27 protein-coding genes and 1 pseudogene are annotated in these 23579 nt (G+C 64.3%); 22 read left to right on the forward strand and 6 right to left on the reverse strand.

The annotated features are described in order from the left end of the window. The first annotated feature begins 117 nt into the window (after positions 1-117). Positions 118-1353, forward strand: coding sequence for a dual-specificity RNA methyltransferase RlmN (gene rlmN / locus RFN30_RS11415; RefSeq protein ID WP_320262188.1), 1236 nt, complete (start codon positions 118-120; stop codon positions 1351-1353). Next, positions 1350-1817, forward strand: coding sequence for a hypothetical protein (locus tag RFN30_RS11420; RefSeq protein WP_320262189.1), 468 nt, complete (start codon positions 1350-1352; stop codon positions 1815-1817). The genes rlmN and RFN30_RS11420 overlap by 4 nt, the downstream gene beginning before the upstream one ends. Positions 1818-1831: 14 nt before the next feature. Here the strand turns inward: RFN30_RS11420 and RFN30_RS11425 are convergent, their stop codons facing one another. After that, the gene (locus RFN30_RS11425) at positions 1832-2473 is read right to left on the reverse strand and encodes a LysE family translocator (RefSeq protein WP_320262190.1); all 642 of its coding nucleotides are present in this window, start codon (positions 2471-2473) and stop codon (positions 1832-1834) included. Between the two features lie 179 nt (positions 2474-2652). Between RFN30_RS11425 and RFN30_RS11430 the strand changes: the two genes are divergently transcribed. Then, entirely contained in the window at positions 2653-3876 is a 1224-nt protein-coding gene (locus RFN30_RS11430) for an argininosuccinate synthase (protein ID WP_320262191.1), read from the forward strand. 150 nt (positions 3877-4026) lie between these two features. Then, positions 4027-4620 carry a hypothetical protein gene (locus RFN30_RS11435; RefSeq protein ID WP_320262192.1) on the forward strand — a complete coding sequence of 198 codons (594 nt, stop codon included), beginning with the start codon at positions 4027-4029 and terminating at the stop codon, positions 4618-4620. A gap of 108 nt (positions 4621-4728) precedes the next feature. On the opposite strand, the gene RFN30_RS11440 is transcribed toward RFN30_RS11435, so the two are convergent. Further along, entirely contained in the window at positions 4729-5526 is a 798-nt protein-coding gene (locus RFN30_RS11440) for a lytic murein transglycosylase (RefSeq protein ID WP_320262193.1), read from the reverse strand. Positions 5527-5797: 271 nt separating this feature from the next. Here RFN30_RS11440 and RFN30_RS11445 point away from each other — a divergent pair, with 271 nt between their 5' ends. Then, on the forward strand, positions 5798-6895 hold the full coding sequence (locus RFN30_RS11445; RefSeq protein WP_320262194.1) for a zinc-binding metallopeptidase family protein: 1098 nt from the start codon (positions 5798-5800) through the stop codon (positions 6893-6895). A gap of 64 nt (positions 6896-6959) precedes the next feature. Further along, on the forward strand, positions 6960-7562 hold the full coding sequence (locus tag RFN30_RS11450; protein WP_320262195.1) for a DUF1236 domain-containing protein: 603 nt from the start codon (positions 6960-6962) through the stop codon (positions 7560-7562). Positions 7563-7616: 54 nt separating this feature from the next. Here RFN30_RS11450 and RFN30_RS11455 read toward each other — a convergent pair whose 3' ends face one another. Beyond that, positions 7617-8555 (reverse strand): tyrosine recombinase XerC, encoded by a 939-nt coding sequence (locus RFN30_RS11455; RefSeq protein WP_320262196.1) that lies wholly within the window; start codon positions 8553-8555, stop codon positions 7617-7619. 101 nt (positions 8556-8656) lie between these two features. Between RFN30_RS11455 and rimM the strand changes: the two genes are divergently transcribed. The 3 genes and pseudogenes from rimM to RFN30_RS11470 all read left to right on the forward strand — a co-directional run bounded on the left by rimM (position 8657) and on the right by RFN30_RS11470 (position 10161). After that, positions 8657-9253: a ribosome maturation factor RimM gene (rimM, locus tag RFN30_RS11460; protein ID WP_320262197.1), complete on the forward strand. Its 597-nt coding sequence runs from the start codon at positions 8657-8659 to the stop codon at positions 9251-9253. Next, positions 9250-9930 (forward strand): annotated as a pseudogene (gene trmD / locus RFN30_RS11465) (tRNA (guanosine(37)-N1)-methyltransferase TrmD); the annotation flags it as partial. The gene rimM and the pseudogene trmD, both read left to right, overlap by 4 nt. After that, positions 9931-10161 carry a KTSC domain-containing protein gene (locus RFN30_RS11470; protein ID WP_320262485.1) on the forward strand — a complete coding sequence of 77 codons (231 nt, stop codon included), beginning with the start codon at positions 9931-9933 and terminating at the stop codon, positions 10159-10161. Here RFN30_RS11470 and RFN30_RS11475 read toward each other — a convergent pair. After that, positions 10143-10895, reverse strand: a complete 753-nt coding sequence (locus tag RFN30_RS11475) for a sulfite exporter TauE/SafE family protein (protein WP_320262198.1) — start codon at positions 10893-10895, stop codon at positions 10143-10145. The two genes, RFN30_RS11470 and RFN30_RS11475, sit on opposite strands and share 19 nt — an antisense overlap. 308 nt (positions 10896-11203) lie before the next feature. On the opposite strand from RFN30_RS11475, the gene rplS reads away from it, so the two are divergent. From rplS to leuC, 8 genes are all read left to right on the forward strand, one after another. After that, positions 11204-11722, forward strand: coding sequence for a 50S ribosomal protein L19 (rplS, locus tag RFN30_RS11480; protein WP_320262199.1), 519 nt, complete (start codon positions 11204-11206; stop codon positions 11720-11722). 444 nt (positions 11723-12166) lie between these two features. Next, positions 12167-12601, forward strand: coding sequence for an organic hydroperoxide resistance protein (locus RFN30_RS11485; protein ID WP_320262200.1), 435 nt, complete (start codon positions 12167-12169; stop codon positions 12599-12601). Beyond that, positions 12598-13101: a MarR family winged helix-turn-helix transcriptional regulator gene (locus tag RFN30_RS11490; RefSeq protein WP_320262201.1), complete on the forward strand. Its 504-nt coding sequence runs from the start codon at positions 12598-12600 to the stop codon at positions 13099-13101. Before RFN30_RS11485 ends, RFN30_RS11490 begins: the two co-directional genes overlap by 4 nt. Positions 13102-13273: 172 nt before the next feature. Beyond that, positions 13274-14071, forward strand: coding sequence for a transporter substrate-binding domain-containing protein (locus RFN30_RS11495; protein ID WP_320262202.1), 798 nt, complete (start codon positions 13274-13276; stop codon positions 14069-14071). A gap of 260 nt (positions 14072-14331) precedes the next feature. Continuing rightward, positions 14332-15147 (forward strand): amino acid ABC transporter permease, encoded by an 816-nt coding sequence (locus RFN30_RS11500; RefSeq protein ID WP_320262203.1) that lies wholly within the window; start codon positions 14332-14334, stop codon positions 15145-15147. Between the two features lie 70 nt (positions 15148-15217). Beyond that, entirely contained in the window at positions 15218-15853 is a 636-nt protein-coding gene (locus RFN30_RS11505; RefSeq protein ID WP_320262204.1) for a class I SAM-dependent DNA methyltransferase, read from the forward strand. Positions 15854-16024: 171 nt separating this feature from the next. Next, the gene (locus RFN30_RS11510) at positions 16025-16177 is read left to right on the forward strand and encodes a hypothetical protein (protein WP_168247536.1); all 153 of its coding nucleotides are present in this window, start codon (positions 16025-16027) and stop codon (positions 16175-16177) included. 78 nt (positions 16178-16255) lie between these two features. Further along, positions 16256-17665, forward strand: a complete 1410-nt coding sequence (leuC, locus tag RFN30_RS11515) for a 3-isopropylmalate dehydratase large subunit (protein WP_320262205.1) — start codon at positions 16256-16258, stop codon at positions 17663-17665. Between the two features lie 204 nt (positions 17666-17869). Here leuC and RFN30_RS11520 read toward each other — a convergent pair whose 3' ends face one another. After that, positions 17870-18184 carry a hypothetical protein gene (locus tag RFN30_RS11520; protein ID WP_320262206.1) on the reverse strand — a complete coding sequence of 105 codons (315 nt, stop codon included), beginning with the start codon at positions 18182-18184 and terminating at the stop codon, positions 17870-17872. Positions 18185-18310: 126 nt separating this feature from the next. Between RFN30_RS11520 and RFN30_RS11525 the strand changes: the two genes are divergently transcribed. After that, positions 18311-19507 carry a GGDEF domain-containing protein gene (locus RFN30_RS11525; protein ID WP_320262207.1) on the forward strand — a complete coding sequence of 399 codons (1197 nt, stop codon included), beginning with the start codon at positions 18311-18313 and terminating at the stop codon, positions 19505-19507. Between the two features lie 104 nt (positions 19508-19611). On the opposite strand, the gene RFN30_RS11530 is transcribed toward RFN30_RS11525, so the two are convergent. Then, positions 19612-19959, reverse strand: a complete 348-nt coding sequence (locus tag RFN30_RS11530; RefSeq protein WP_320262208.1) for a hypothetical protein — start codon at positions 19957-19959, stop codon at positions 19612-19614. A gap of 260 nt (positions 19960-20219) precedes the next feature. Between RFN30_RS11530 and RFN30_RS11535 the strand changes: the two genes are divergently transcribed. The 4 genes from RFN30_RS11535 (at position 20220) to sdhA (ending at position 23579) form a co-directional block, all read left to right on the forward strand. Next, the gene (locus tag RFN30_RS11535; protein ID WP_320262209.1) at positions 20220-20690 is read left to right on the forward strand and encodes a hypothetical protein; all 471 of its coding nucleotides are present in this window, start codon (positions 20220-20222) and stop codon (positions 20688-20690) included. A 231-nt stretch (positions 20691-20921) separates the two neighbouring features. Continuing rightward, the gene (gene sdhC, locus RFN30_RS11540; RefSeq protein ID WP_320262210.1) at positions 20922-21344 is read left to right on the forward strand and encodes a succinate dehydrogenase, cytochrome b556 subunit; all 423 of its coding nucleotides are present in this window, start codon (positions 20922-20924) and stop codon (positions 21342-21344) included. Then, positions 21344-21739, forward strand: a complete 396-nt coding sequence (sdhD, locus tag RFN30_RS11545; RefSeq protein WP_320262211.1) for a succinate dehydrogenase, hydrophobic membrane anchor protein — start codon at positions 21344-21346, stop codon at positions 21737-21739. Before sdhC ends, sdhD begins: the two co-directional genes overlap by 1 nt. A 4-nt stretch (positions 21740-21743) precedes the next feature. Beyond that, positions 21744-23579, forward strand: coding sequence for a succinate dehydrogenase flavoprotein subunit (gene sdhA / locus RFN30_RS11550; RefSeq protein WP_320262212.1), 1836 nt, complete (start codon positions 21744-21746; stop codon positions 23577-23579).

A 23579-nucleotide genomic window follows, 5' to 3' on the forward strand; every position in this document is an offset into this window, starting at 1 on the left:
ACGACACCGGCTCTGTGTGCCGCCTACATGACTCCGCCTGCAAGCTGTGCTATGCGCCGCGCTTCATTTCGGGCACGATGCTGAAATCGGCCGCAAACCGCTTATATTGGCGCAACCATGACCCTTTCGTTCGATCTGACCGCCGACGGCGCTCGCGACGCCTTGCGCGCCCGCGCCACGGCGACCGAGAAGCCGTCGCTGATCGGCCTGACCCGCGCCGAGCTTGGCGCCGCTTTGGTCGACGCCGGCATCGTGCCGGAGCGCCAGGCGAAGATGCGCGCCCAGCAGCTTTGGCACTGGATGTATGTGCGCGGCGTCTCCGACTTCGCCCATATGTTCAACATCTCCAAGGACCTGCGGGCCGAGCTCGACAAGCATTTCACCGTCGCGCGGCCGGAGATCGTCGAAGAGCAGATCTCTTCCGACGGCACGCGCAAATGGCTGTTCCGTTTCCCGCCGCGCGGCGCCGGGCGCCCGGTCGAGATCGAGACCGTCTATATTCCGGAGGAAGGCCGCGGCACGCTCTGCATCTCCTCGCAGGTAGGTTGCACGCTGACCTGCTCCTTCTGCCACACCGGCACGCAGAAGCTGGTGCGCAACCTGACGACGGAAGAAATCCTGGCGCAGCTGCTGACCGCGCGCGACCGGCTTGGCGATTTCCCCGACCGCGACACGCCGGACGGCGCCATCGTGCCGGCCGAGGGCAGAAAAGTCTCCAACATCGTCATGATGGGCATGGGCGAGCCGCTCTATAATTTCGAGGCGGTGAAGAAGGCGCTGCTGATCGCTTCCGACGGCGACGGCCTGTCCCTGTCGAAGCGCCGCATCACGCTGTCGACATCGGGCGTCGTCCCGGAGATCGCCCGCACCGGCGAGGAGATCGGCGTCATGCTGGCGATCTCGCTGCATGCCACCAATGACGATCTGCGCGACCTCCTGGTGCCGATCAACAAGAAGTTCCCGCTGAAGGAGCTGATCGCCGCCTGCCGCGCCTATCCGGGTCTCTCCAACGCCCGCCGCATCACCTTCGAATATGTGATGCTGAAGGACGTCAACGATTCGCTCGAGGACGCCAAGGCGCTGGTCAAGCTGCTCAAGGGCATTCCGGCCAAGATCAACCTGATCCCGTTCAATCCCTGGCCCGGCACCAACTATCAGTGCTCGGACTGGGAGACGATCGAGAAGTTTGCCGACTACATAAACAATGCCGGCTATGCCTCGCCGATCCGCACGCCGCGCGGCCGCGACATCCTGGCCGCCTGCGGCCAGCTCAAGTCGGAATCGGAGCGGATGCGGAAAGCGGACCGGCTGGCGCTCGAGGCGATGATGATCGCGGGGCACGGCGAGGCGTGAGGCGTATCATCGCCTATCTTGTCCGCTTCGCCGTCATCCTGATCGGCTATGCGATCGCCTCGCTGGCGGCCAGCGCCTTCCTCAATGTGCTTTTCCTCGGCTATTTCGGCTATGCGCCGGAGCCCGGGCATCCGACGATCGCGCCCGCGCTCTATTTTTCGGTGCCTTTCGTGGCATTGTTCGTCGCCTATTTCGGCTTCATGCCGGCGGCGGTCGTCATCCTGATCGCCGAAGTGCTCGACCGCCGCGACTGGTTGTTCTACGCGCTCGGCGGCGCCGTCATCGCCGTCGTCTTCCTCGGCTTCGCGCACAATGTCGGCGACGGCGATTTCGATGTCGCCGACAACACTGTGCGGCTCGCGCTGGTCGGCAGCGGCATGGTCGGCGGCATCTTCTACTGGCTCTCCGCGGGGCGCTGGGCCGGCAGCTGGCGCCGGGAGCCGTTGCCGGACCTGGAACCCTGAGTTCGACGCGGTCCCTACTTCGCCTGGGCCGTCAGGATCTTGAGCGCGAAGGCCGAGAACACGCCGCCGAACAGATAGTCGACCACGCGCGTGACGCGCGGGCTGGCCTTCATCGCCGCCGAAAACTTCTCCGCCGCCAGCACCATCGGCGCCGTCACCGGGATCGACAGCACGATGAACATGACGCCGAGGAAGAATAGTTTTCCCGGCGCGTTCGGATCATGCGCGGAGACAAATTGCGGCAGGAAGGTCATGAAAAACAGGATGATCTTCGGATTGAGCAAATTGACGCCGAGCCCGGCGGCCCAGCTGCGGAACAGCGAGATCTGCGGTCCCGCCTTTTTCTCCGGCGAGAAGGCCGAGCCTTTCGTCACCGCCTGCCAGGCCAGGAAGACGAGGTAGCCGGCGCCGAAAATCTTCAGCGCGAAGAAGGCCATCGGCGAAGCCACGATCAGCGCCGAGACCCCGACCACCACCAGCGTGGTGTGGATCAGCGTGCCGCAGAGCGCGCCGGCCATCGAGGCAAAGCCGGTGGCACGACCCTGGCTCAGCGTCCGCGAAACGAACAACGTCATATCTGGTCCCGGCGTGATCGCCAGGATGACGGTGGCGATGGCGAACTGGATCAGCGTCGTAGTGTCGGGAATGAAGGACATATCGCCCCTGCTAATTGGCCAGCGTGACCCTATAACGCAGCTGTTTAGCCGCCGCCAGCATCTGTCCGCGGGAACGTCTGGCCCAGCGTCCGCCGCCGCCTGCGCCCCTTCGTCTCTTGCATGAGCCGGAAACGCCGTGATACCTCGCCCGCGAAGCTTCTATCTGCGGAACCGCCAAAATGTCCAAGACCAAAGACGTCAAGAAAGTCGTGCTCGCCTATTCCGGCGGCCTCGACACGTCCATCATCCTGAAATGGCTGCAGACCGAGCTCGGCGCCGAGGTCGTCACCTTCACCGCCGACCTCGGCCAGGGCGGCGAGCTGGAGCCGGCGCGCCGCAAGGCCGAGATGATGGGCATCAAGGATATCCGCATCGTCGACGTGCGCGAGGAATTCGTTTCCGACTTCGTCTTCCCGATGTTCCGCGCCAATGCCGTCTATGAAGGCACCTATCTGCTCGGCACCTCGATCGCCCGGCCGCTGATCTCCAAGCATCTGGTCGAGATCGCCAAGGAGACCGGCGCCGACGCGATTGCGCACGGCGCCACCGGCAAGGGCAACGACCAGGTTCGTTTCGAGCTTTCGGCTTATGCGCTCAACCCCGACATCAAGGTTATCGCGCCGTGGCGCGACTGGTCGTTCAAGTCGCGCACCGACTTGATCAACTTCGCCGAGCAGCACCAGATCCCGGTGCCGAAGGACAAGCGCGGCGACGCGCCCTTCTCGGTCGACGCCAATCTCCTGCACTCCTCCTCCGAGGGCAAGGTGCTGGAGGACCCGTGGAGCGAGCCGCCGGAATTCGTCCACCAGCGCACCGTCTCGCCGATGGACGCGCCGGACGTCGTCACCGAGATCGAGATCGAGTTCCTCAAGGGCGACCCGATCGCGCTCAACGGCAAGAAGCTGTCGCCCGCCACCATGCTGGCCGCGCTCAACGATCTCGGCCGCGACAACGGCATCGGCCGGCTCGACCTTGTCGAGAACCGTTTCGTCGGCATGAAGTCGCGCGGCGTCTATGAAACGCCCGGCGGCACCATCCTGATCGCCGCCCACCGCGCGATCGAATCGATCACGCTCGACCGCGGTGCGGCTCACCTCAAGGACGAGTTCATGCCGCGCTATGCCGAGCTGATCTATAACGGCTTCTGGTTCTCGCCCGAGCGCGTCATGCTGCAGGCGATGATCGACAAGAGCCAGGAAGACGTCGAAGGCACGGTGCGGCTGAAACTCTATAAGGGCAATGTGATGGTCACCGGCCGCAAGTCGAAGAAGACGCTTTATTCCGACGCGCTGGTCACCTTCGAGGACGATCGTGGCGCCTACGACCAGAAAGACGCCGCCGGCTTCATCCGCCTCAACGCGCTGCGGTTGAGGACGCTTGCTGCAAGGAACCGCAAAAGCTGATCCTTGAAGGCAAATTACGAAAAACCCGGCCAGCGCCGGGTTTTTCATTTGACGTTTCCTAATATAAGGGAAGTCCCCACCTCAACGGATTACTGTTGACCTTTCGGTGACTTCATCTAAGTTCGCTCGCGGGATTGAGGGGACTTACCTATGAAAAATGCCATTTCTCTAATACTTGCGACAGTCATTTCTTTCGCTGCAAGCCAACCCTCACAGGCGGCCGCGAAGCGCGACCTGAAGCCGAATTTGGACAAATGCGTCGCAGCTGTCCAAGCATGGAACATCACGTTGAAGCACGATACCGCCTCTTTCATGGGCGTATCGCTGGAACGCATGCCTGCCCTCTTCTGCCAGCGCCTTGGCGAAGGAATACGCAGCGGGCGGATAAGTTACTCCGACATAAACAGGCTGCAGCTCGACCAGCCGACTGAAATCTGGTTGGTCATCAAGGGCAAGTCAAAGGCAGCGGCTACGGCCACGCCGACGCCGCGCAGCTCCAGATTCCGTACCTGCTCAAATGTTATCACTGGCTCCTTCGAGGTTCCCGCTTCCGAGAAATGCCCCTTGGGTGGCAGCTACACGCAAGCTGCCGGAGTCCCGACGGTGATCGATGGGAGACGAAAGGTGGCAACGAAAGCCCCGACGCCACGGACGTCCAACTTCCGTACCTGCCGCGGTATTGAGGGCACCTACCAGGTTCCCGCTTCTCAGAATTGCCCGTTGAGTGGCTACGCGCATTACTGAGAGTGATGTGATGCGATCGAACCTCGTCGTTCCCGAGCGATTGGGTTTTGACCCTAAACAAAAAAGCCCGGCGCATGGCCGGGCTCTCTGTGGAACGGAGATATTCGATCAGTTGGCGTCGATCGCCTCGGCGATGCGGGCGATGGCCTGCTGATAGACGCTTGCCGAGTTCCAGCCCGCGATCGCGCCCATATTCGCCTCATAGCTCGCGCCGGCTTGCCACCCGTGACCCTTGAGGAAGTTGGCGGTGGAGGCGAGCGCGGTGTTCCTGTCGCGCAGGTTTCCACTGCCGACCCCGTACTTCAAGACATTTCCGGGCAGGAACTGGGTGTGGCCGATCTCGCCATGCATGGCACCGACCGAGGAGGCGCTCAATGCGCCGCGATCGACCAGCTTCAGGGCGGCGATGGCATGCGGGGTAAAATAGTCCGGGCGGCGGCAATCATAGGCCAGCGTCACAATCGCCGAGACCGTGTTCTGGTTGCCCATGGAGGCGCCGAAGCCGGTCTCCATGCCCCAGATGGCGAGCAGCACGCCCGGCGGCACGCCGTAGGTCTGCTCGATCCTGTCGAACATCGCCGCGTTCTGCTTCTTCAAGGCACGGCCCCTGGAAATGATCGCGGCCCCGCCCCGGCGCTTCATGAACGCTTCCACCGAGCCGCTGAAAGCCTTGTGGATGGCGCGGTCGGCGGCGATCGTCCTTGTCGCGTAAGTCGCGCTGGCCAGCGCGGACAGACCCTTCTGGCCAACGCCATTGGCCTGTGCTTCCGCGGCAAACTGCTGTTTCCATGCGTCGAAGCCGGCGCCGTTCTTGCCACAGCTGCCCGCTGCCTGGGCGGCCGTCGCCAGCCCAAAAACCGCCGCAGCGGCGGCCACGAAAATCCTTCCCTTGGCAAAAAATGCCATATCGTTCTCCTGGTTTGCCTGAATCACGTCCCGGTTGCAAATCTGCCAGCGAAACGCCCGATTGTCACCGCCCACAAGGGGCTACGCGGCGCTCGACGCTGGCGAATGCCGGGGAATTTGCGCATGATCAAGCAATTATTATGGCAACGCACCTTGAAACATGCTCGACGCCACGCCGCGGCTGTTGTGGCAAGTGGAATCGGAACGCCGGGCGCCTAGGAGCGTTCCGGGCAAGGCTCAGTTCCAACCTTGTTGCACGGTTCGACTACCGATGAAGCTGTTCGACTGCCCTCATTGCGGCCACCGCCTTTACTTCGAAAACGCGCAATGCCTGAACTGTTCCAGCCTGGTGCTTTATGACCCGGAGCGGGCGTGCTTCATGGTTTCCGGCGCCGTCGACGCAGTCCCATGCGGCAATGCCGACGAATGCGCCTGCAACTGGCGAGCCGAGCCGGGCAGACCCTTCTGCCGCGCTTGCGCGCTCAATCAATTGATCCCTGACCTTTCGGTGGACGGCAACCGCCGGCGCTGGATACGTGTCGAGGCGGCGAAAAAACGCGCCGTCTATTCGCTGCTTGCCTTCCGCCTGCCGGTCGCGCCCAAGGCCGGACCTCAGGACGAGGCCGGGCTCGCTTTCGACTTCCTCGCCGATCCGATCGGCGGCGGACCGGGCGGCGAGCGCATCCTGACCGGCCACGACAACGGCCTGATCACCCTCAACGTCGCCGAGGCCGATTCCGCCGAGCGCGAGCGGCGGCGCGTCGAGATGGGCGAGAACTACCGGACCTTGCTCGGCCACTTCCGCCACGAGCTCGGCCACTATTACTGGGACCGGCTGATCCGCGACGATCCCGGGCGGCTTTCGGCCTTTCGCGCGCTGTTCGGCGACGAGCGGGCCGACTACGAGCAGGCGCTGAAGGCCCACTATGCCAACGGCGCGCCGCCGGACTGGCAGCAGCGCCACATCTCGGCCTATGCGACGTCCCACCCCTGGGAAGACTGGGCCGAGACCTGGGCGCACCACCTGCACATCACCGATACGCTGGAGATGGTGCATGCGCTGAATTTTCCGCTCGGCCGGCTGGAGACGGTGGAAGCCAACGAACTGCCGCGTGGCGATACCGGCGGGCATCTGCAGCCGGCGCCGGCCGAGCCCGACCCGGCACCGGAACCGTTCGAAAAGATCCTCGCCCGCTGGCTGGTGTTGTCGGAGGCCTCCAATTCGATCAACCGCTGCATGGGGCTGCCCGACCTTTATCCCTTCGTCATTTCGGACGTGACGGCGCAAAAACTGGCCTTCGTTCACCAGCTTTTGACAGGCCCGTCGAAAGAACATGGAACAATTCGTGAGCAGGCGAGGGCACTTTAGCCGGAACGCATAAGGTCTGGTTTCGTTTTCGAGCCCGAGGGAGCGTTGAAAACGGAGAAAAGCCATGAAAAGCGTATTGTTTCCGGCAGTTGCCGGTGCGCTGCTAGCCATGTCGGGCGCGGCCCTGGCCGACACGCCCGTCTCGGCCGTGACGGATCTGAACGTCCGCGCCGGCCCGGGCCCGCAATACCCCGTCATCGGCGTGTTGGCTGCCGGCCAGTCGGCGACGCTCAGAGGCTGCATCGAAGGCAGCAAATGGTGCACCATCGCCGAAGCCGGCGGCAATGGCTGGGTCTATTCCGACTATGTGACCGGTGATTTCGGCGGCAGCCGGGTTGTCGTGACGCGTCGACCGGCCGATGCCGGTATCGCCGTCGTGACGCCGCCGGCCGACGACGTCTATTCGCAGGACGATTACACCGGCGCCATCGTTGCGAGCGATCCGGTCGATCCGATCGCCAGGCCGCCGGCCGAGGTCGGCACCTACGTAACCACGCATCGTGTCGAACCGGTCTATCTCGAGGGCGAGGTGGTGACGGGCGCGGTGCTGCCCGACACGGTCGAGCTGCGCGAGATCCCGGACTACAACTACCGCTATGTCTATGTGAACAACCAGCCGGCGCTGGTCGATCCGGGCACGCGGCGCATCGTCTATGTGATGCGCTGATCAACTGCGATTTCAAAAAGAGCGGCCGCCAGGAAGCAGGCGGCCGCTCTTGTTTCACGCCCTTGGATGCGCCCGTTCATAAATGTCGAGCAGCCTTGCGGTGTCGACACCGGTATAGACCTGGGTGGTCGACAGGCTGGCATGGCCGAGCAGTTCCTGGATGGTGCGCAGGTCGCCGCCGCGGCCAAGCAGATGCGTGGCGAAAGAATGACGCAAGGCATGCGGCGTTGCGGTATCCGGCAGATTGAGCGCCGAGCGCAGCTTTGCCATCTCGCGCTGGACGATCGCCGGGTTGAGCGGTCCGCCGCGCGCGCCGCGGAACAGCAGGCTCTTCGGGTCGATATGGAAGGGGCACAGTCGCCGGTATTCGGCAACCGCGCGCAGCGCCACCGGCAGCACCGGCACCAGCCGCGTCTTGCCGCCCTTGCCGGTGATGCGAAGCACCGTGTCGGCCTCCGTGGCGAGATCGGCGCCGCTGAGCCCAAGGGCTTCCGAAATGCGCAGGCCGGAACCGTAGAGCAGCGTCAGCACGGCGGCGTTGCGGGCGGCGATCCACGGCTCCTCCGCCAGCTGGCCTTCCACCGCCACGACCTGTTTCGCATCGCTCGCCGTCAGCGGCTTGGGCAGCGATTTCGGCTGGCGCGGCGCGCGCAGCGCTGCAGCACCCGCCGCGTTGACGAGGCCGCGCTTTTCCAGAAAGCGCAGCAGCGAGCGGATGCCAGCCAGGCCGCGGCCCAGCGTACGGGCGCCGGCGCCGCCGTTGCGGCGCGCGGCGAGGAAGCCGCGCAGGTCGGCCGGCCGCAGATCGGCGATCTCGGGAATGCCGGGCGGGCCGCCGCAATGTCCGGTCAAAAAATGCAGGAACTGGCGGGTGTCGCGCTCATAGGCCTCGACCGTCTCCGGCGACAGCCGGCGCTCGCGCGCCAGCATCTTCAGCCAGTTCTCGCGCGCCGCCTGGAGGTCGGGTTTTGCCGGGATGAGAAATTCCTGCATGCCTGCAGTTTCGGGCATGTGGGTTAGGAAGCGGTGAAGAGGTCGTCGTCATTGAAATGGCGGCTGCAGAGGGTTAGAGCAAGGCAAAGGAAGTGACGCCGATGTCGAAGCTCGAGAACCCAGTTCAGATGGCCGTGATCGGTGCCGCGCACGGCATCAAGGGCGAATTGCGGGTGAAGACCTTCACCGGCGATCCGCTGGCGCTGGCCGACTACGGGCCGCTCTACGCCAAGGATGGCCGCGCCTTCCAGATCCTCGACATCAGGCCGGCCGGCACGGTGGTGGTGGTGCGCTTCAAGGGCATCAACGACCGCAACGCGGCCGAGGCGCTTGCCGGCACGGAGCTGTTCGTCGACCGTTCGGTGCTGCCGGACGACGGCGAGGAGGACGAATTCTACCACGCCGACCTGATCGGCCTGGAGGTCAGGGACGATACGGGCGCCATCGGCAGGATCGTCGCCGTGCACAATTTCGGCGGCGGCGACATACTCGATGTCACGCTGGCCGGCCGCAAGGGCGTGCTGATCCCGTTCACCCAGGCCGCGGTGCCGCATGTTTCGATCGCCGACGGTTTTGTCGAGGTCGATCCTATGGCGGCGGGACTGGTCGATGACGAGGAGAGCGATGCGCCCGGCCGTTCCGGCTTCGACCCGAAAGGCCGGCCGCGCGGACCGAAGGATGCCGGAGGCAACCGGTGAGCTTTGCCGCCTCGGTGCTGACGCTCTATCCGGAGATGTTTCCGGGCGCCCTCGGCCTGTCGCTCGCCGGGCGGGCGTTGGAAGCCGGCACCTGGTCGCTTGAGGCGATCCAGATCCGCGACTTCGCCACCGACAGGCATCGCACCGTCGACGACACGCCGGCTGGCGGCGGCGCCGGCATGGTGATGCGCGCCGATGTGCTGGCCAGGGCAATCGATCACGTTTCGCCGCAAGGCGACGAGCGCCCAAGGCTGCTCATGAGCCCGCGTGGAAAGCCGCTGACGCAGGCTCGCGTGCGCGAGCTCGCCGCCGGGCCGGGCGCCGTCATCCTGTGCGGCCGCTTCGAGGGCGTCGACCAGCGGCTGATCGAGGCGCGCGCCTTGGAGGAAGTCTCGATCGGCGATTTCATCCTCTCGGGCGGCGAACCTGCGGCGCTCGTGCTGCTCGACGCGGTGGTGCGGTTGCTGCCCGGGGTCATGGGCAATGCCGTCTCGGGCGAGGAAGAAAGTTTTGAAAATGATCGACTTGAGCATCCGCACTACACGCGGCCGCAGGAGTTCGAGGGCAGACTAATCCCGGACGTACTCATCTCCGGCAACCATAAGAAAATAGCGGAGTGGCGCCTCGCCGAGTCCGAGAAGCTGACGATGGACCGGCGACCCGCCCTGCGCACTGCCATACAGAAGACACGCTACGATCCGTCAACCAAGGTTCTTTCAATATGGTTCAACCCCAGCGGCGATCGTTATGACTACGAGGGGGTTGAGCCCGAGACCTACGCGGCTTTAACCGCAGCTTCTTCTAAGGGCCGATACTTTATCGAATCCGTCCGTGATCAGCACAGGCTACGCTTTGTCGAACAGGGCGCTAATGAGCCGGCCGATCTCCGTCAGCCTTTGACGAAGTAATAGAACGCCAGGAGCAGACCTACGGCGACGACGAAGCCGCGCACGGCACCCTGGGGCACGCGCTTGGCGATCCACACCCCGGCATAGCCGCCCAGCGCCACGCCCGGGATCATGACGACCGCCTGCGGCCAGGCAATGACGCCTCCGGAAACGAAAACCAGGATAGCGACGACCGCGATCACGATGGACAGCATGTTCTTCAACGCATTCAGCCGGTGATAGTCGCCGGCCTGCGTCAGGCCGAGGGTTGCCAGCATCATCACGCCCATGCCGGCGCCGAAGAAGCCGCCATAGACCGCCGTCGCGAACTGCACGAGCGAACCGGCAAGCGAGCCGACCGAGGCCTGATGGTCCGGCCCGGCCTCCGGCTTCAGCCACGGGCCGGCGGCAAACAGGGCGGTGGCGGCAATCAGCAGCCAGGGAACAAGCGCTCGGAAGGACGGGTTGGAGAGCGCCAGCAGGATGAGCGAGCCGGCCAGAGCGCCGAGCGCCGAGATCAGGCAAAGCAGCAGGGCGCCGCGCCAGAAATGCCGGATATCGGTCCAATAGGCGAGCGTCGAGGTGATGTAGCCCGGCAGCTGCGTCACCGAGGAGGTGGCGTTGGCGACGATCGGCGGCAGGCCGACCAGCGTCATGGCGCCGAAGGTGAGGAAGGTGCCGCCGCCGGCGACCGCGTTGGCGGCGCCCGAGGCGAAACCCGCCAGGAAGAGCAGGACGGCATCGAAGAACGTCATTGAAGAGGCGCCGGGAAGGACATATTCCCGGATTAGGGGGCTGGCGGGCCTCGCGCAACCCGGCACGGCGGCAATAGGATGGTGCCATAGCCGCAAAAAATACGCCCCAAAGGCGTGACAAAGCGCCGAAATAGCTGTATGTGGCCGCCCGAACCGGAAGAACGATCTTCCGGGCCCGTCAACAAATGGCGGTGTAGCCGTCCCTGTCCGATGCCTAACGGCAAAGGGCATAGCCGAGCGGTCGTTGGAACTGCAAGGCGAGTCGAGGACGCTCTGGCTGTCGGAAGAACAAGAAGTGGATATTTGAGATGGATCTCATCCGTCAGCTCGAGGCCGAGCAGGCCGCCAAGATCGAAGCCAAGCGCAAGCTGCCCGAATTCCAGCCGGGCGACACCGTGCGCGTCCAAGTGCGCGTCACCGAAGGCAGCCGCACCCGCGTGCAGGCCTATGAGGGCGTCGTCATCGCCCGCTCCGGCTCCGGCTTCCAGGAGAATTTCACCGTCCGCAAGATTTCCTACGGCGAAGGCGTCGAGCGCGTTTTCCCGGTCTACTCGCCGATGGTCGAGGGCGTCGAGATCGTGCGCCGCGGCAAGGTGCGTCGCGCCAAGCTCTATTATCTGCGCGACCGTCGCGGCAAGTCGGCCCGTATTTCGGAAAACACCGGCGTGCGCGCCCGCAAGCTGAACGACGAGGAGCGTGATGCGCTGAACGCCGAGCGCGCCCGCATCGAGGCCGAGAAGGTCGCCGCCGCCGAGGCGCTGGCCGTCGAGAAGGCCGCGCAGGACGCCGCCGAGAAGAAGGCCGCCGAGGCCGCTTCGGCCGAATAAGGCGCTTCTGCAGACATGTTTTGGAAAGGCGGCTTCGGCCGCCTTTTTCATTTCGCGGAAGAGCAAGCCCCTCCCGGCTCCTGATCAGCCCCTATGCTACCTGCGTGCGCGGACCGCATGCCTTGGCGATTGGCCGAAACACCTGTGCGTCGTCATCCACGGGCGGAGCAAGGAGCGCAGCGACGCGGCGCAGACCCGAGGATCCATTCCGTGACTTAGAAGCACCGCCACGGTGTAGAATTCTGCTCCGCCGCACTCTACGACAGCGGTCACGGAATGGATCCTCGGGTCTGCGCTCCGCTTCGCGTCGCTCCGCCCGTGGATGACGACCATCGGGGTTGCCTCTCATCCATCCGAACATCAGAGAGGGGCGCACATCGTGGCCCTTGACATGCATTTATCTTGTACACTAAATAATCGTGCACAAATCAAATGGAGATAGAAATGTCCGCACTCTACACCACCCAGGCGCGCGTCGTTGGCGGCCGCGCGGGTCATGCCGAGACCAGCGACGGTGTGCTCAAACTCGATCTGGCGATGCCGAAGGAGCTCGGCGGGCAGGGTGGCGCGACCAATCCCGAGCAGCTCTTCGCCGCCGGCTATGGTGCCTGCTTCGAAAGCGCGATCCGCTTCGTGGCGCGCAAAAAGAAGCTGCCGCTCGAGGATGCGGCGGTGACGGCAACCGTCAGCCTCTATCCGAACGACCAGGGCGGCTTCAAACTGGGCGTCGCGCTGGCGGCGGAGATCAAGGGTCTTGATCAGGCCGGCGCGGAAGCGCTTGTATCCGAGGCGCACCAGATCTGCCCCTATTCCAACGCCATCCGGGGCAATATCGATGTGGCGCTTTCCACGGTGGCGCTTGCGGCAAAGGCGGCATGACGACTGAAACCGGAATTCGAGCAAGCGACGTCCCGGCCGATAGCGCCGGGACGATTGCCGTTCCGCGCCTCGACCAGCAGCTCTGCTTCGCGCTCTATTCCGCAAGCGGGCTGATGACGAAGCTTTACCGGCCGCTGCTCGACCCGCTCGGCCTCACCTATCCGCAATATCTGGCGATGCTGGCGCTGTGGCAGCGCTCGCCCATGACCGTCGGCGAGCTTGGCGAGGCGCTGGGGCTGGATTCGGCGACGCTGACGCCGCTGATCAAGCGGATGGAAGCCGGCGGCCTTGTCACCCGCCGTCGAGACAGCGCGGACGAGCGCCGGGTGCTGGTCGAACCGACGGACAGGGGCCAGGCGCTGCGCGCCGACATGAAGGATGTCCAGGCGGCGCTTGCCTGCAGCATGCCGCTGGAGCGAGCCGAGCTGAAAGCCCTGCACGGCACGCTCACCCGGCTGGTTGCGGGGTTGCGCGAAGCGGTTGCGGAATCCGCGGAATGATCCTTCGCATGGCTGCGTTCGGGAACCGTGCCGGTCACAGCATGGGAATCCGCTTTGGCGCTTGTCCATGCAGCGGATCGGCTTGCAAGGCGCTTGCGGAAAGCTAAAGTCGGCGCCGGATTCTTTCCTGGCGCGCTAGCCTAGCGCGACCAATCACATTCGGGGAGTTGTCATGACCAAGTCGAAACTGCTGCTGGCCGCCTTGCTGGCCTGCCTTCTCGCGCCCGCCGCGGCGCTCGCCGACACGCTGCCCGATCTCGGCGGCAAGAAGGTCGTGGTGGTGACGGAAAACGCCTACCCGCCGCTGCAGTTCATCGACAAGAAGAGCGGCAAGCAGATCGGCTGGGAATATGACGCGATGGACGAGATCGCCAAGCGGCTGAACTTCAAGGTCGAGTACCAGAACACCTCCTGGGACGCGATGATCCAGGCGGTTTCCGACAACCAGTACAACATCGGCATGACCGGCATCACCATCAAGGAGGAGCGCAAGGCCAAGGTCGATTTCTCCGACCCCTATATGCGCTCGGAGCAGTTCATGCTGGTGCGCGGCGACGAGAGCCGCTTCACCGACGCCAAGAGCTTTGCCGCCTTCAAGGACGGGCTGATCGGCGCGCAGGCCGGCACCACGCCCTTCTACACCGCCGTCTACAGCGTGCTCGACGGCAATGAGCAGAATCCGCGCATAAAACTGTTCGAGACGTTCGGCGCCAGCGTCCAGGCGCTGAAGTCCGGCGATGTCGACGTGGTGCTCACCGACGGCACCGCCGGCAAGGGCTATGTCGACGCCTCCGAAGGCAAGCTCAAGTTGATCGGCGGCCCGCTCGGCACCGAGGATTTCGGCTTCATCTTCCCGAAGGGCTCCGACCTGGTGAAGCCGGTCAACGCCGCGATCGCAGCGCTCAAGGCCGACGGTACGCTCGATGCGCTGAACAAGAAGTGGTTCCTTGATTACAAGATGGGGCAGTAGGCCCTGTTGTCGGAGAGCAACGGCTACGGGCGGAAAGCCGGGAAAGCCTCATTCCTTCCCACCCCCCTCTGTCCTGCCGGACATCTCCCCCGCAAGGGGGGAGATTGGCAGCTTCATCCACGGCGCCTATCCTTCAACGTCGGTGATTGGCGAAAGCCGTCCCGACGTCTGATCTCCCCCCTTGCGGGGGAGATGCCCGGCAGGGCAGAGGGGGGTGTGCCGGAACGCGACCTTCGTTGCTTCGTCGCCGGTATCGCCTGATGGCAACGCCCGCAATCTCGTCCGCCAAATCCGAGTTCCCCTGGTGGCTGGCAGCCGCCCTTGCCCTCGCCTTGGCTGCCGCCCTCGCCATCGCCGCGAGCGACCTCTATGCCGAGGTCTTTGCCACCGTCGCCAAAGGCATCGGCATCACCGTCTTCGTCACGGTGATCGCCTTCGCGCTGGCCTCGGCGCTAGGGCTCGGCATTGCGCTGATGGCCTTGTCCGGCTCGCAATGGCTGCGCCAGATCGCCCGCTTCTATGTCGAGATCATCCGCGGCGTGCCGATCCTGGTGCTTCTGTTCTGGATCGCCTTTGCCGGCGCGCCCGCCTTCGTCGCGGCGTGGAATGCGCTGACGGCGCCGCTGCAGAGCGCCGGCTGGATCGGCGAATTGCTTGTGCGCGATGTCTCGCTTCTGTGGCGCGCCATCATGGCGCTGACCATCGGCTATTCGGCCTTCATCTCGGAAGTGTTCAGGGCGGGCATCCAGTCGGTCGAGAAGGGCCAGATCGAAGCGGCGAAAGCGCTCGGGCTGACGCGAGCGCAGCGCTTCCGGCTGATCGTCTTTCCGCAGGCGATCCGCACCATCCTGCCGCCGCTCGGCAACGACTTCGTCGCCATGGTCAAGGATTCCTCGCTGGTCTCGGTGCTCGGCGTCGCCGACATCACGCAGATCGGCAAGGTCTATGCCGCCGGCTCCTTCCGCTTCTTCGAGACCTATTCGATCGTCGCCTATATCTATCTCATCCTGACGGTCGGCCTGTCGCTGGTGCTCAGGGCGCTCGAACAGCGGCTGCGCCGGCAGCGTGAGGAATAGCCCGCAGAGGTAGTCCGCGCTACGATCCGGGCTTATCCTATTCGATGCATGTCCTTGGAGGAGCCGGCCCATGAATTTCGACAAGGCCAATGCTGCGCTGGATTCCGTCTACGCGGCCGAAACGCCGGAGGCGCTCGCCAAGGCCTATGCCGAATGGGCGGCGACCTATGACAGCGAGACCGCCTCGCTCGGCTATCTTCTGCCGTTCCTCATCATCGCCTGGGTGGCGCGCCATGTGCCTTCGGGCGAAGGCCAGCTGCTCGACGCCGGCTGCGGCACCGGGCTTTCCGGACCGTCGCTCAAGGCACTGGGCTATGGCGAGATCGCCGGCCTCGACCTCTCCGACGACATGCTGAAGATCGCCGGCAGCCGCAATGCCTATTGCGAGCTGAAAAAGGCGATGCTCGGCGGCCCGCTGCCCTGGCCGGACAGGCATTTTCGCGCCTTCTTCTCGACCGGAGTCTTCACAATCGGCCACGCGCCGGCATCGGGATTGCATGAGTTGGTGCGCATCACGAAGAGCGGCGGCCACGCCATCTTCACCGTGCGCGACCAGGTGTTCGAGAGCGGCGGCTTTCAGGCGGTATTCGATGAACTCACCCAGGCGAGGAAATGGCGCCTGGTCGAGCAAAGCCCATGGTTCCGCTGCTACGCCATCGGCGATCCGGAAGCGCTGGTGAAGACGTTTGTCTTCGAGGTGGTTTGAGCGCCAGCCTTCCCTTCCCCCCTTGTGGGGGAAGGTGGATCGGCGCGCAGTGCCGAGACGGATGAAGGGTGTTCCCGCGGAGTGAGACGCTGGCATTCCCTGGAACACCCCTCATCCGTCGCCTTCGGCGACACCTTCTCCCACAAGGGGAGAAGGGGAGTGCCGCGCTAATTGCCGAAAAGCCAAAACATTGCTATCTACGCCGCCATGGAAGAGCTTTTCGGCGATCCGGCCTATAAGGGTTTCGTGCTGCAGGACAGGAAGCGCCTGCCGTCGCGATTTGCCGCGCGCGTTTGCGGCGCGCTCACCAGCCGACTTAGCTGAGGCCGACCGATCAGGTCGCTTCGCCGGTCTGAAACCCGGCGCCAGCTTTCCCATTCTCATATCGACGGATTTACGCACATGAGCGCACCGCGCACCCTCTACGACAAGATCTTCGACGACCATGTCGTCGACCGCCAGGACGACGGCACCTGCCTGCTCTATATCGACCGCCATCTGGTCCACGAAGTCACCAGCCCGCAGGCCTTCGAAGGCCTGCGCATGACCAACCGCAAGGTCAGGCATCCGGAAAAGACGCTGGCCGTGGTCGACCATAACGTGCCGACCTCGCCCGAGCGCAAGTTCGGCATCAAGAACGAGGAAAGCCGCATCCAGGTCGAGGCGCTGGCCAAAAACGCCAAGGATTTCGGCATCGACTACTACTCCGAGAACGACGTCCGCCAGGGCATCGTCCACATCATCGGTCCCGAGCAAGGCTTCACGCTGCCCGGCATGACCATCGTCTGCGGCGACAGCCACACCTCGACGCACGGTGCTTTTGGTGCATTGGCGCACGGCATCGGCACCTCGGAGGTCGAGCATGTGCTGGCGACGCAAACGCTGATCCAGCGCAAGGCCAAAAACATGCTGGTGCGCGTCGACGGCCAGCTTCCTGAAGGCGTCACCGCCAAGGACATCATCCTCGCCATCATCGGCGAGATCGGCACCGCGGGCGGCACCGGCTATGTCATCGAATATGCCGGCGAGGCGATCCGCTCGCTGTCGATGGAAGGCCGCATGACGATCTGCAACATGTCGATCGAGGGTGGCGCGCGGGCCGGCCTGATCGCGCCGGACGAGACGACCTTCGCCTATGTGAAGGACAAGCCGCGCGCGCCGAAGGGCGCCGCCTGGGATGCGGCAATGGCCTATTGGAAGACGCTGCATTCCGATGAAGGCGCGCATTTCGACAAGGTGGTGGTGCTCGACGCGCAAAAGCTGCCGCCGATCGTCTCCTGGGGCTCGTCGCCCGAGGACGTCGTCTCGGTGCAGGGTTTCGTGCCAAATCCGGCCGATATCGCCGACGAGAACAAGCGTTCCTCGAAGCTGCGCGCGCTCGACTATATGGGGCTGTCCCCGGGAACCAAGATCACCGACATCGCGCTCGACCGCGTCTTCATCGGCTCCTGCACCAACGGCCGCATCGAGGATTTGCGCGCCGCAGCCAAGGTGGTCGAGGGCAAGAAGGTCAACCCGCGCGTCAATGCCATGATCGTGCCGGGCTCGGGCCTGGTCAAGGAGCAGGCCGAGGCCGAAGGCCTCGACAAGATCTTCGTCGCCGCCGGCTTCGACTGGCGGGAGCCAGGCTGCTCGATGTGCCTGGCGATGAACGACGACCGGCTGAAGCCGCATGAGCGCTGCGCCTCGACCTCGAACCGCAATTTCGAGGGCCGGCAAGGCTTCAAGGGCCGCACCCATCTGGTGTCGCCGGCCATGGCGGCGGCGGCGGCGATCGCCGGCCACTTCGTCGACATCCGCGACTGGAAATAAGAATCCGCTGCAAACTCGATAACGGCCCGGATCGCGGCGCGATCCGGGCCTTTTTTATGCATGTCGTTTCGCAAAACCGCTGCGCACTTTTGCGCGCAGCACTTAGAGCAATTTCAGGAAAAGTGTGAGCGGTTTTCCGTCTGGAAATTGCGACAAAACAAAGAGATAGAGCGGTTCCCCGTTTCCGTGAAACGGTGAACCGCTCTAGCGGTCGCCGCGCCGGATGAACTGATGGAACTCCTCGCGCCGGCCGGGCTCGTCGGCGGCGACCACAAGCGCCAGTTTCTGCTCGTCGAAAATCCTGAACCATTCGTCCCATTCGACGAGCTCATAGCCGCCCGCATTGAGTGGCCGCTCCGGCCTGTCTTCGTCCTCATAGGCGTTCTGGCCAAAAACCAGGCGCAGCATGGGCTGCGTTCCGGCCTGGGGCGAAACATCGACGATGGCCGGAAATCCGGCGCGCGCCGCCGCCCAGGAGCGGATCGCATCGTGCTCGGTCAGGGTGATTGTACCGGCCATCGGCGTTCTCCTGTTTTGTTGAGAACGCCGCTCTCCCGGAGCTGTTCCGTGGCATGGCTTAACCGCTTGTTTGCGCTTCCGGACTAGCATCTCCCCCTGGGTCAAGTTGGGGAAAGTCACGGTCCGTTGGACACCGGTCTGCTCATAGCGCTGCTCAATCCGACGATAGCGCTGGCGCTCGGCGCCGCGTTCCTCGTGCTGTGGTTCTATCAGCGCCATCGTCCGTACCTGGCGGTGCTGGCGGCAAGCTACTGCCTGTCGGCACCGGGCTTCCTGCTGCAATATTTCACGCTTCCGGTCGGCATCGTGACGACCAAGCTGATCTCCAACATATGTTTCACGATAGCCGCCTGCTGCCTTTCCAGCGCGATCGTCGCGCGCTACGGCCGGCGCGTGCCTTATATCGGCATCGGCATCATGACCGGCGGCGGGCTCGCCACCTTTGCATGGTTCATGTTCGTCCAGCCGGATCTCACCTGGCGCGTGCTCGGCATGAATTTCGGCTTCGGCGCCTTGAGCCTGCTCGTCGCCGCCGAACTCAGGACAGTGCGCAACAACGGGCCTGTCGAAAAGATTCTGTTCGTGCTGTCGCTGCTTTCCGGGTTGAACTTCATCGCCCGCACGCTGATCGTCGTCATCGCGCATGGACCGTTCCCGAGCTATGACGGCTTCTACGGCTCGTCCTACTGGACGACGGCGCTGCTCTCGCATGCGCTTTTATCGCTCCTGATCGCGCTCTGCCTGTTCACGGCGGCGGCGCTCGATGTGCTGAAGGCGCTGAAGGCCGAGACCCATACCGATCCGCTGTCCGGTCTTCTCAACCGCCGCGGCTTCGAGGAGCGGGCGGCATTTCTGCTCGATCAATGCGGCAGGGCGGGGTTCCCCGTCGCGCTGGTGCTTGCCGACCTCGATCACTTCAAGGCGCTCAACGACCAGCACGGACATGAGGCGGGCGACCGGGTGATTGCCGATTTCGCCGCCAAGCTGCGCTTTGCCACGGGCACGCGCGGCGCCGCGGGCCGCATCGGCGGCGAGGAGTTCGCCGTGCTTCTGCCGCTCAGCGATCTCGCCGCGGCGCGCCTGTTCGCGGAAGCGATCCGCACCTTCTATTCGGCCGGGGCCGTCGACGGCCTGCCGCCCGGCACCAGGGTGACCGCGAGCTTCGGCGTCGCGGCCCGCACCGGCACTGAAGGGCTGGCGCCGCTGATGCGGCGCGCCGACGAGGCGCTGTACAAGGCCAAGAGGAACGGCCGCGACAGCGTCCGTCTTTCCTACGAGCGGCCCGAAACCGCCTTCGTGCCCGAAGCGGTGAGCGTCGGCTGAAATCCCGCAGCTTATGCCCACGTTAACGTGTTTTTCGCCCAAGAATGCGGGTCGCGATTGCGTGCTCGTTTCGGTCGCCAGTCGCGCCCCGTTCCCGGTATCGGTCAGCGGCAGGGGCTGAGGTTGGGCATCTCGCCGTCGGAAAGCCCGTACATATAGGAGCGGCCCTTGACGAAGACCGGCGGCTGATAGCAGCCCGGCGCGCCGGCATCGTCCGAATCATAAATCACATCGGGTTGGCCGGCACCGGTAAAGTTCGAGAGCTCCTTGGCGTGCCTGCCTTCGCCGACAATGATGCGCTTGTAGCCGGCGGCGCTGTCGATGACGAGATTGCCGAAGGAATCGGCATAGACGCGGTCGTGATGGCGCAAACCGGCTTCCGACGGAGTAGAAAACCCGACTGTCATGGCCGCAATCGCCGCGAGGCAAGCCAGCACTGAATTCGAACGCATTTTGTCCTCCGTTCACCGGCGGCGACCTCAAGGCCACGGCCCGGACTTCGTCCGAATCGGAAATTAACCTTTTCTTAACCTTTGTTAAGGGCAGACGGCTCCCGGCACGCCGGTTCTTAATGATTATGGTTAATTTTAGCGGGCATCCTCGCGGTCCGTCCGCAGGCCCGATGGGCCGCCGGCCTGCCCTGGCTGACTCAGGGTGAACTTGATCTTGGCGCGGCGCATGGCTAGCGTGCCGCGCACGAAAGGGGCAGCACATGGCGTTTGGCCGCATGGTTCGGGTATCGCTCGTTGTTCCGCTGCTTCTTGCAGCCTTGGCCTGCGTGCCGCAGAACGGCGCACCCAAGGCAGAGAACACGGCATCGCCAGTGGTCTCGTCTGCTCCGAGCCAGCAGCCCGCCGCGCCCGCAGCTGGAGCTGCAACGCCCAAGACACCTGCAACCGCTGCGCCGCCCGCGACCAAGATCATCACCGACCTGACCGTGCCGAGATCCGGTGTTGGAACGGCCACGTACAGATGCGGCAATGGCGGCATGATCTCCATCCAAAATCTCGGCACCTCGCTGCGCGTGGCAGGGCCGGATGGCTGGACCGAGGAGTTTGCGGCATCGCCCGCCAACCAGAGCAGCCGATACCAGGCAGCGGCGACGCATGACGCAGTTGTGATCGACGGACGCGAGGCGCTGGTGATGAAGAGGGGATCGACGCCGCTCACCTGCAGAAGGTAGCAATCCTTGTCGACATACCGCACTGCAGCGACGTTGCGCCGGCTTCGCATCGCGCGCTAATCGATTGAAGCGGAACTTCCCTTCTTTGTCAGACTAAATGACGTTTCCAAAACGATTTTCCGGCTTTGACGCGGTGCAAAAAGCGCATTAGAAACCGCCTATCCGAGGCCATATATGGAGGCGGCAAAAGCTGCATCCGTCGCAGCTCCGGAACGCCGAACTGGGGGAGCCATGAGCAAATCACCAGCCACCCGCGCAGTTGCCAGACACGAGCGGCCGCTTTCGCCGCATCTGACGATCTACCGGCCGCCGATCACGATGACGATGTCGATCATCCATCGCATCACCGGCGGCGCGCTCTATTTCGGCACGCTCCTGGTGGCGGCATGGCTGATCGCGGCTTCGACCTCGCAGGCCGCCTTCGACTGGGTCAACTGGGCCTTCGGCTCCTGGCTCGGCCGACTGGTCCTCTTCGGCTACACCTGGGCGCTGATGCACCACATGCTGGGCGGGCTGCGCCATCTCGTCTGGGACACCGGCGCGTGGCTCGAAAAACACACCGCCTCGAAGATCGCCTGGGCGACGCTCGCCGGCTCGATCGTGCTGACGCTGCTGATCTGGATCGCCGGCTACATGGCGCGGGGAGCACTCTGATGGTCGCAAAGAATTCGGACATGCGCACGCCGCTGGGCAAGGTCCGCGGCCTGGGCTCGGCCCGCGAAGGCACCGGCCATTTCTGGCGCCAGCGGCTGACGGCGATCGCCAATATTCCGCTCATCCTGTTCTTCGTCGGCTTCCTGATCGCGGTCAACGGCCACGGTTATGCCGACGTGCGGGCGTCCCTCGCCAATCCGTTCGTGGCGCTGGTGCTGTCGCTGGTGCTGATTTCCGGGCTCTACCACATGCGGCTCGGCATGCAGGTGATCATCGAGGACTATGTGCATGGCGAAGGCATGAAGCTCGCGCTGATCGCCCTCAACACATTCTTCTCGATAGCAGTGGGCGTCGCCTCGCTCTTCGCTCTGCTCAAACTCGCATTCGGAGGCTGACGTCTTGGCCAACGCAAATACAGCCAGCACGGCTTCCGCCTACACCTTTGTCGATCACAAATTCGATGTGGTGATCGTCGGCGCCGGCGGCGCCGGGCTGCGCGCCACGCTCGGCATGGCCGAGCAGGGGCTGCGCACCGCCTGCATCACCAAGGTGTTCCCGACCCGCTCGCATACGGTGGCGGCACAAGGCGGCATCGCCGCCTCGCTCGCCAATATGGGCCCCGACAACTGGCAGTGGCATCTCTTCGACACCGTCAAGGGCTCGGACTGGCTGGGCGACATCGACGCGCAGGAATACATGGTGCGCGAGGCGCCCGCCGCCGTCTACGAGCTCGAGCATTACGGCGTGCCGTTCTCGCGCACGGAAGAGGGCAAGATCTACCAGCGGCCATTTGGCGGCATGATGATGAACTTCGGCGAAGGGCCGCCGGTGCAGCGCACCTGCGCCGCCGCCGACCGCACCGGCCATGCCATGCTGCACACGCTCTACGGCCAGTCGCTGAAGAACAACGCGCAGTTCTTCATCGAGTATTTCGCGCTCGACCTGATCATGGAGCCGGACGGCACCTGCACCGGGGTCGTGGCCTGGAACCTCGACGACGGCACCATCCATCGCTTCTCGGCCAAGATGGTGGTGCTCGCGACCGGCGGCTACGGACGCGCCTATTTCTCCGCCACCTCGGCGCATACCTGCACCGGCGACGGCGGCGGCATGGCCGCACGAGTCGGGCTTGCGCTGCAGGACATGGAGTTCGTGCAGTTCCACCCGACCGGCATCTACGGCGCCGGCTGCCTGATCACCGAAGGCGCGCGCGGCGAGGGTGGCTATCTCGTCAATTCCGAAGGCGAGCGCTTCATGGAGCGCTATGCGCCGTCGGCCAAGGACCTTGCCTCGCGCGACGTGGTCTCGCGTTGCATGACGATGGAGATCCGCGAAGGCCGTGGCGTCGGGCCGAAGAAGGATCACATCTTCCTGCATCTCGACCATCTCGACCCGGCCGTTCTGCATGAAAGGCTGCCGGGCATCTCGGAATCGGCAAAAATCTTCGCCGGCGTCGACCTGACCAAGGAGCCGATCCCGGTGCTGCCGACGGTGCACTACAATATGGGCGGCGTGCCGACCAATTATTGGGGCGAAGTGCTCAACCCAACGGCTAAGAACCCGGACCAAGTATCGCCAGGGCTGATGGCTGTCGGCGAGGCCGCCTGCGCCTCCGTGCACGGCGCCAACCGGCTGGGCTCCAACTCGCTGATCGACCTCGTCGTGTTCGGCCGCGCGGCGGCGCTTCGCGCCGGCCAGGTGATCGACCGCAAGTCGCCGATACCCTCGCCCAACGCGGCCTCGGTCGAGAAGATCATGGATCGCTTCGATCGCCTGCGCCACGCCAATGGCTCGACGCCGACAGCAAGCTTGCGCGAAAAGATGCAGAAGGCGATGCAGGAAGACGCGGCGGTGTTCCGCACCCAGGAATCGCTGGACAATGGCTGCAAGCGCGTCTCCGAGATCTGGGGCGAGCTCAAGGATATCAAGGTCTTCGACCGCTCGATGATCTGGAACTCCGATCTCGTCGAGACGCTGGAGCTGGAGAATTTGATGGCCAACGCCATCACCACCGTCCACGGCGCGGCGGCACGCAAGGAGAGCCGCGGCGCGCACGCGCGGGAGGATTTCTCGGCGCGCGACGACGCCAACTGGCGCAAGCACACGCTGGCCCGCGTCGACGAGGACGGCAAGGTGACGCTCACCTACCGGCCGGTGCATACCGAGACGCTGCTGGCGGAAAAGGACGGCGGCATCAACCCGGCCAAGATCGCGCCGAAGGCGAGGGTCTACTGA

Source organism: Mesorhizobium dulcispinae, from assembly GCF_033977345.1.
GTDB lineage: Bacteria > Pseudomonadota > Alphaproteobacteria > Rhizobiales > Rhizobiaceae > Mesorhizobium > Mesorhizobium dulcispinae.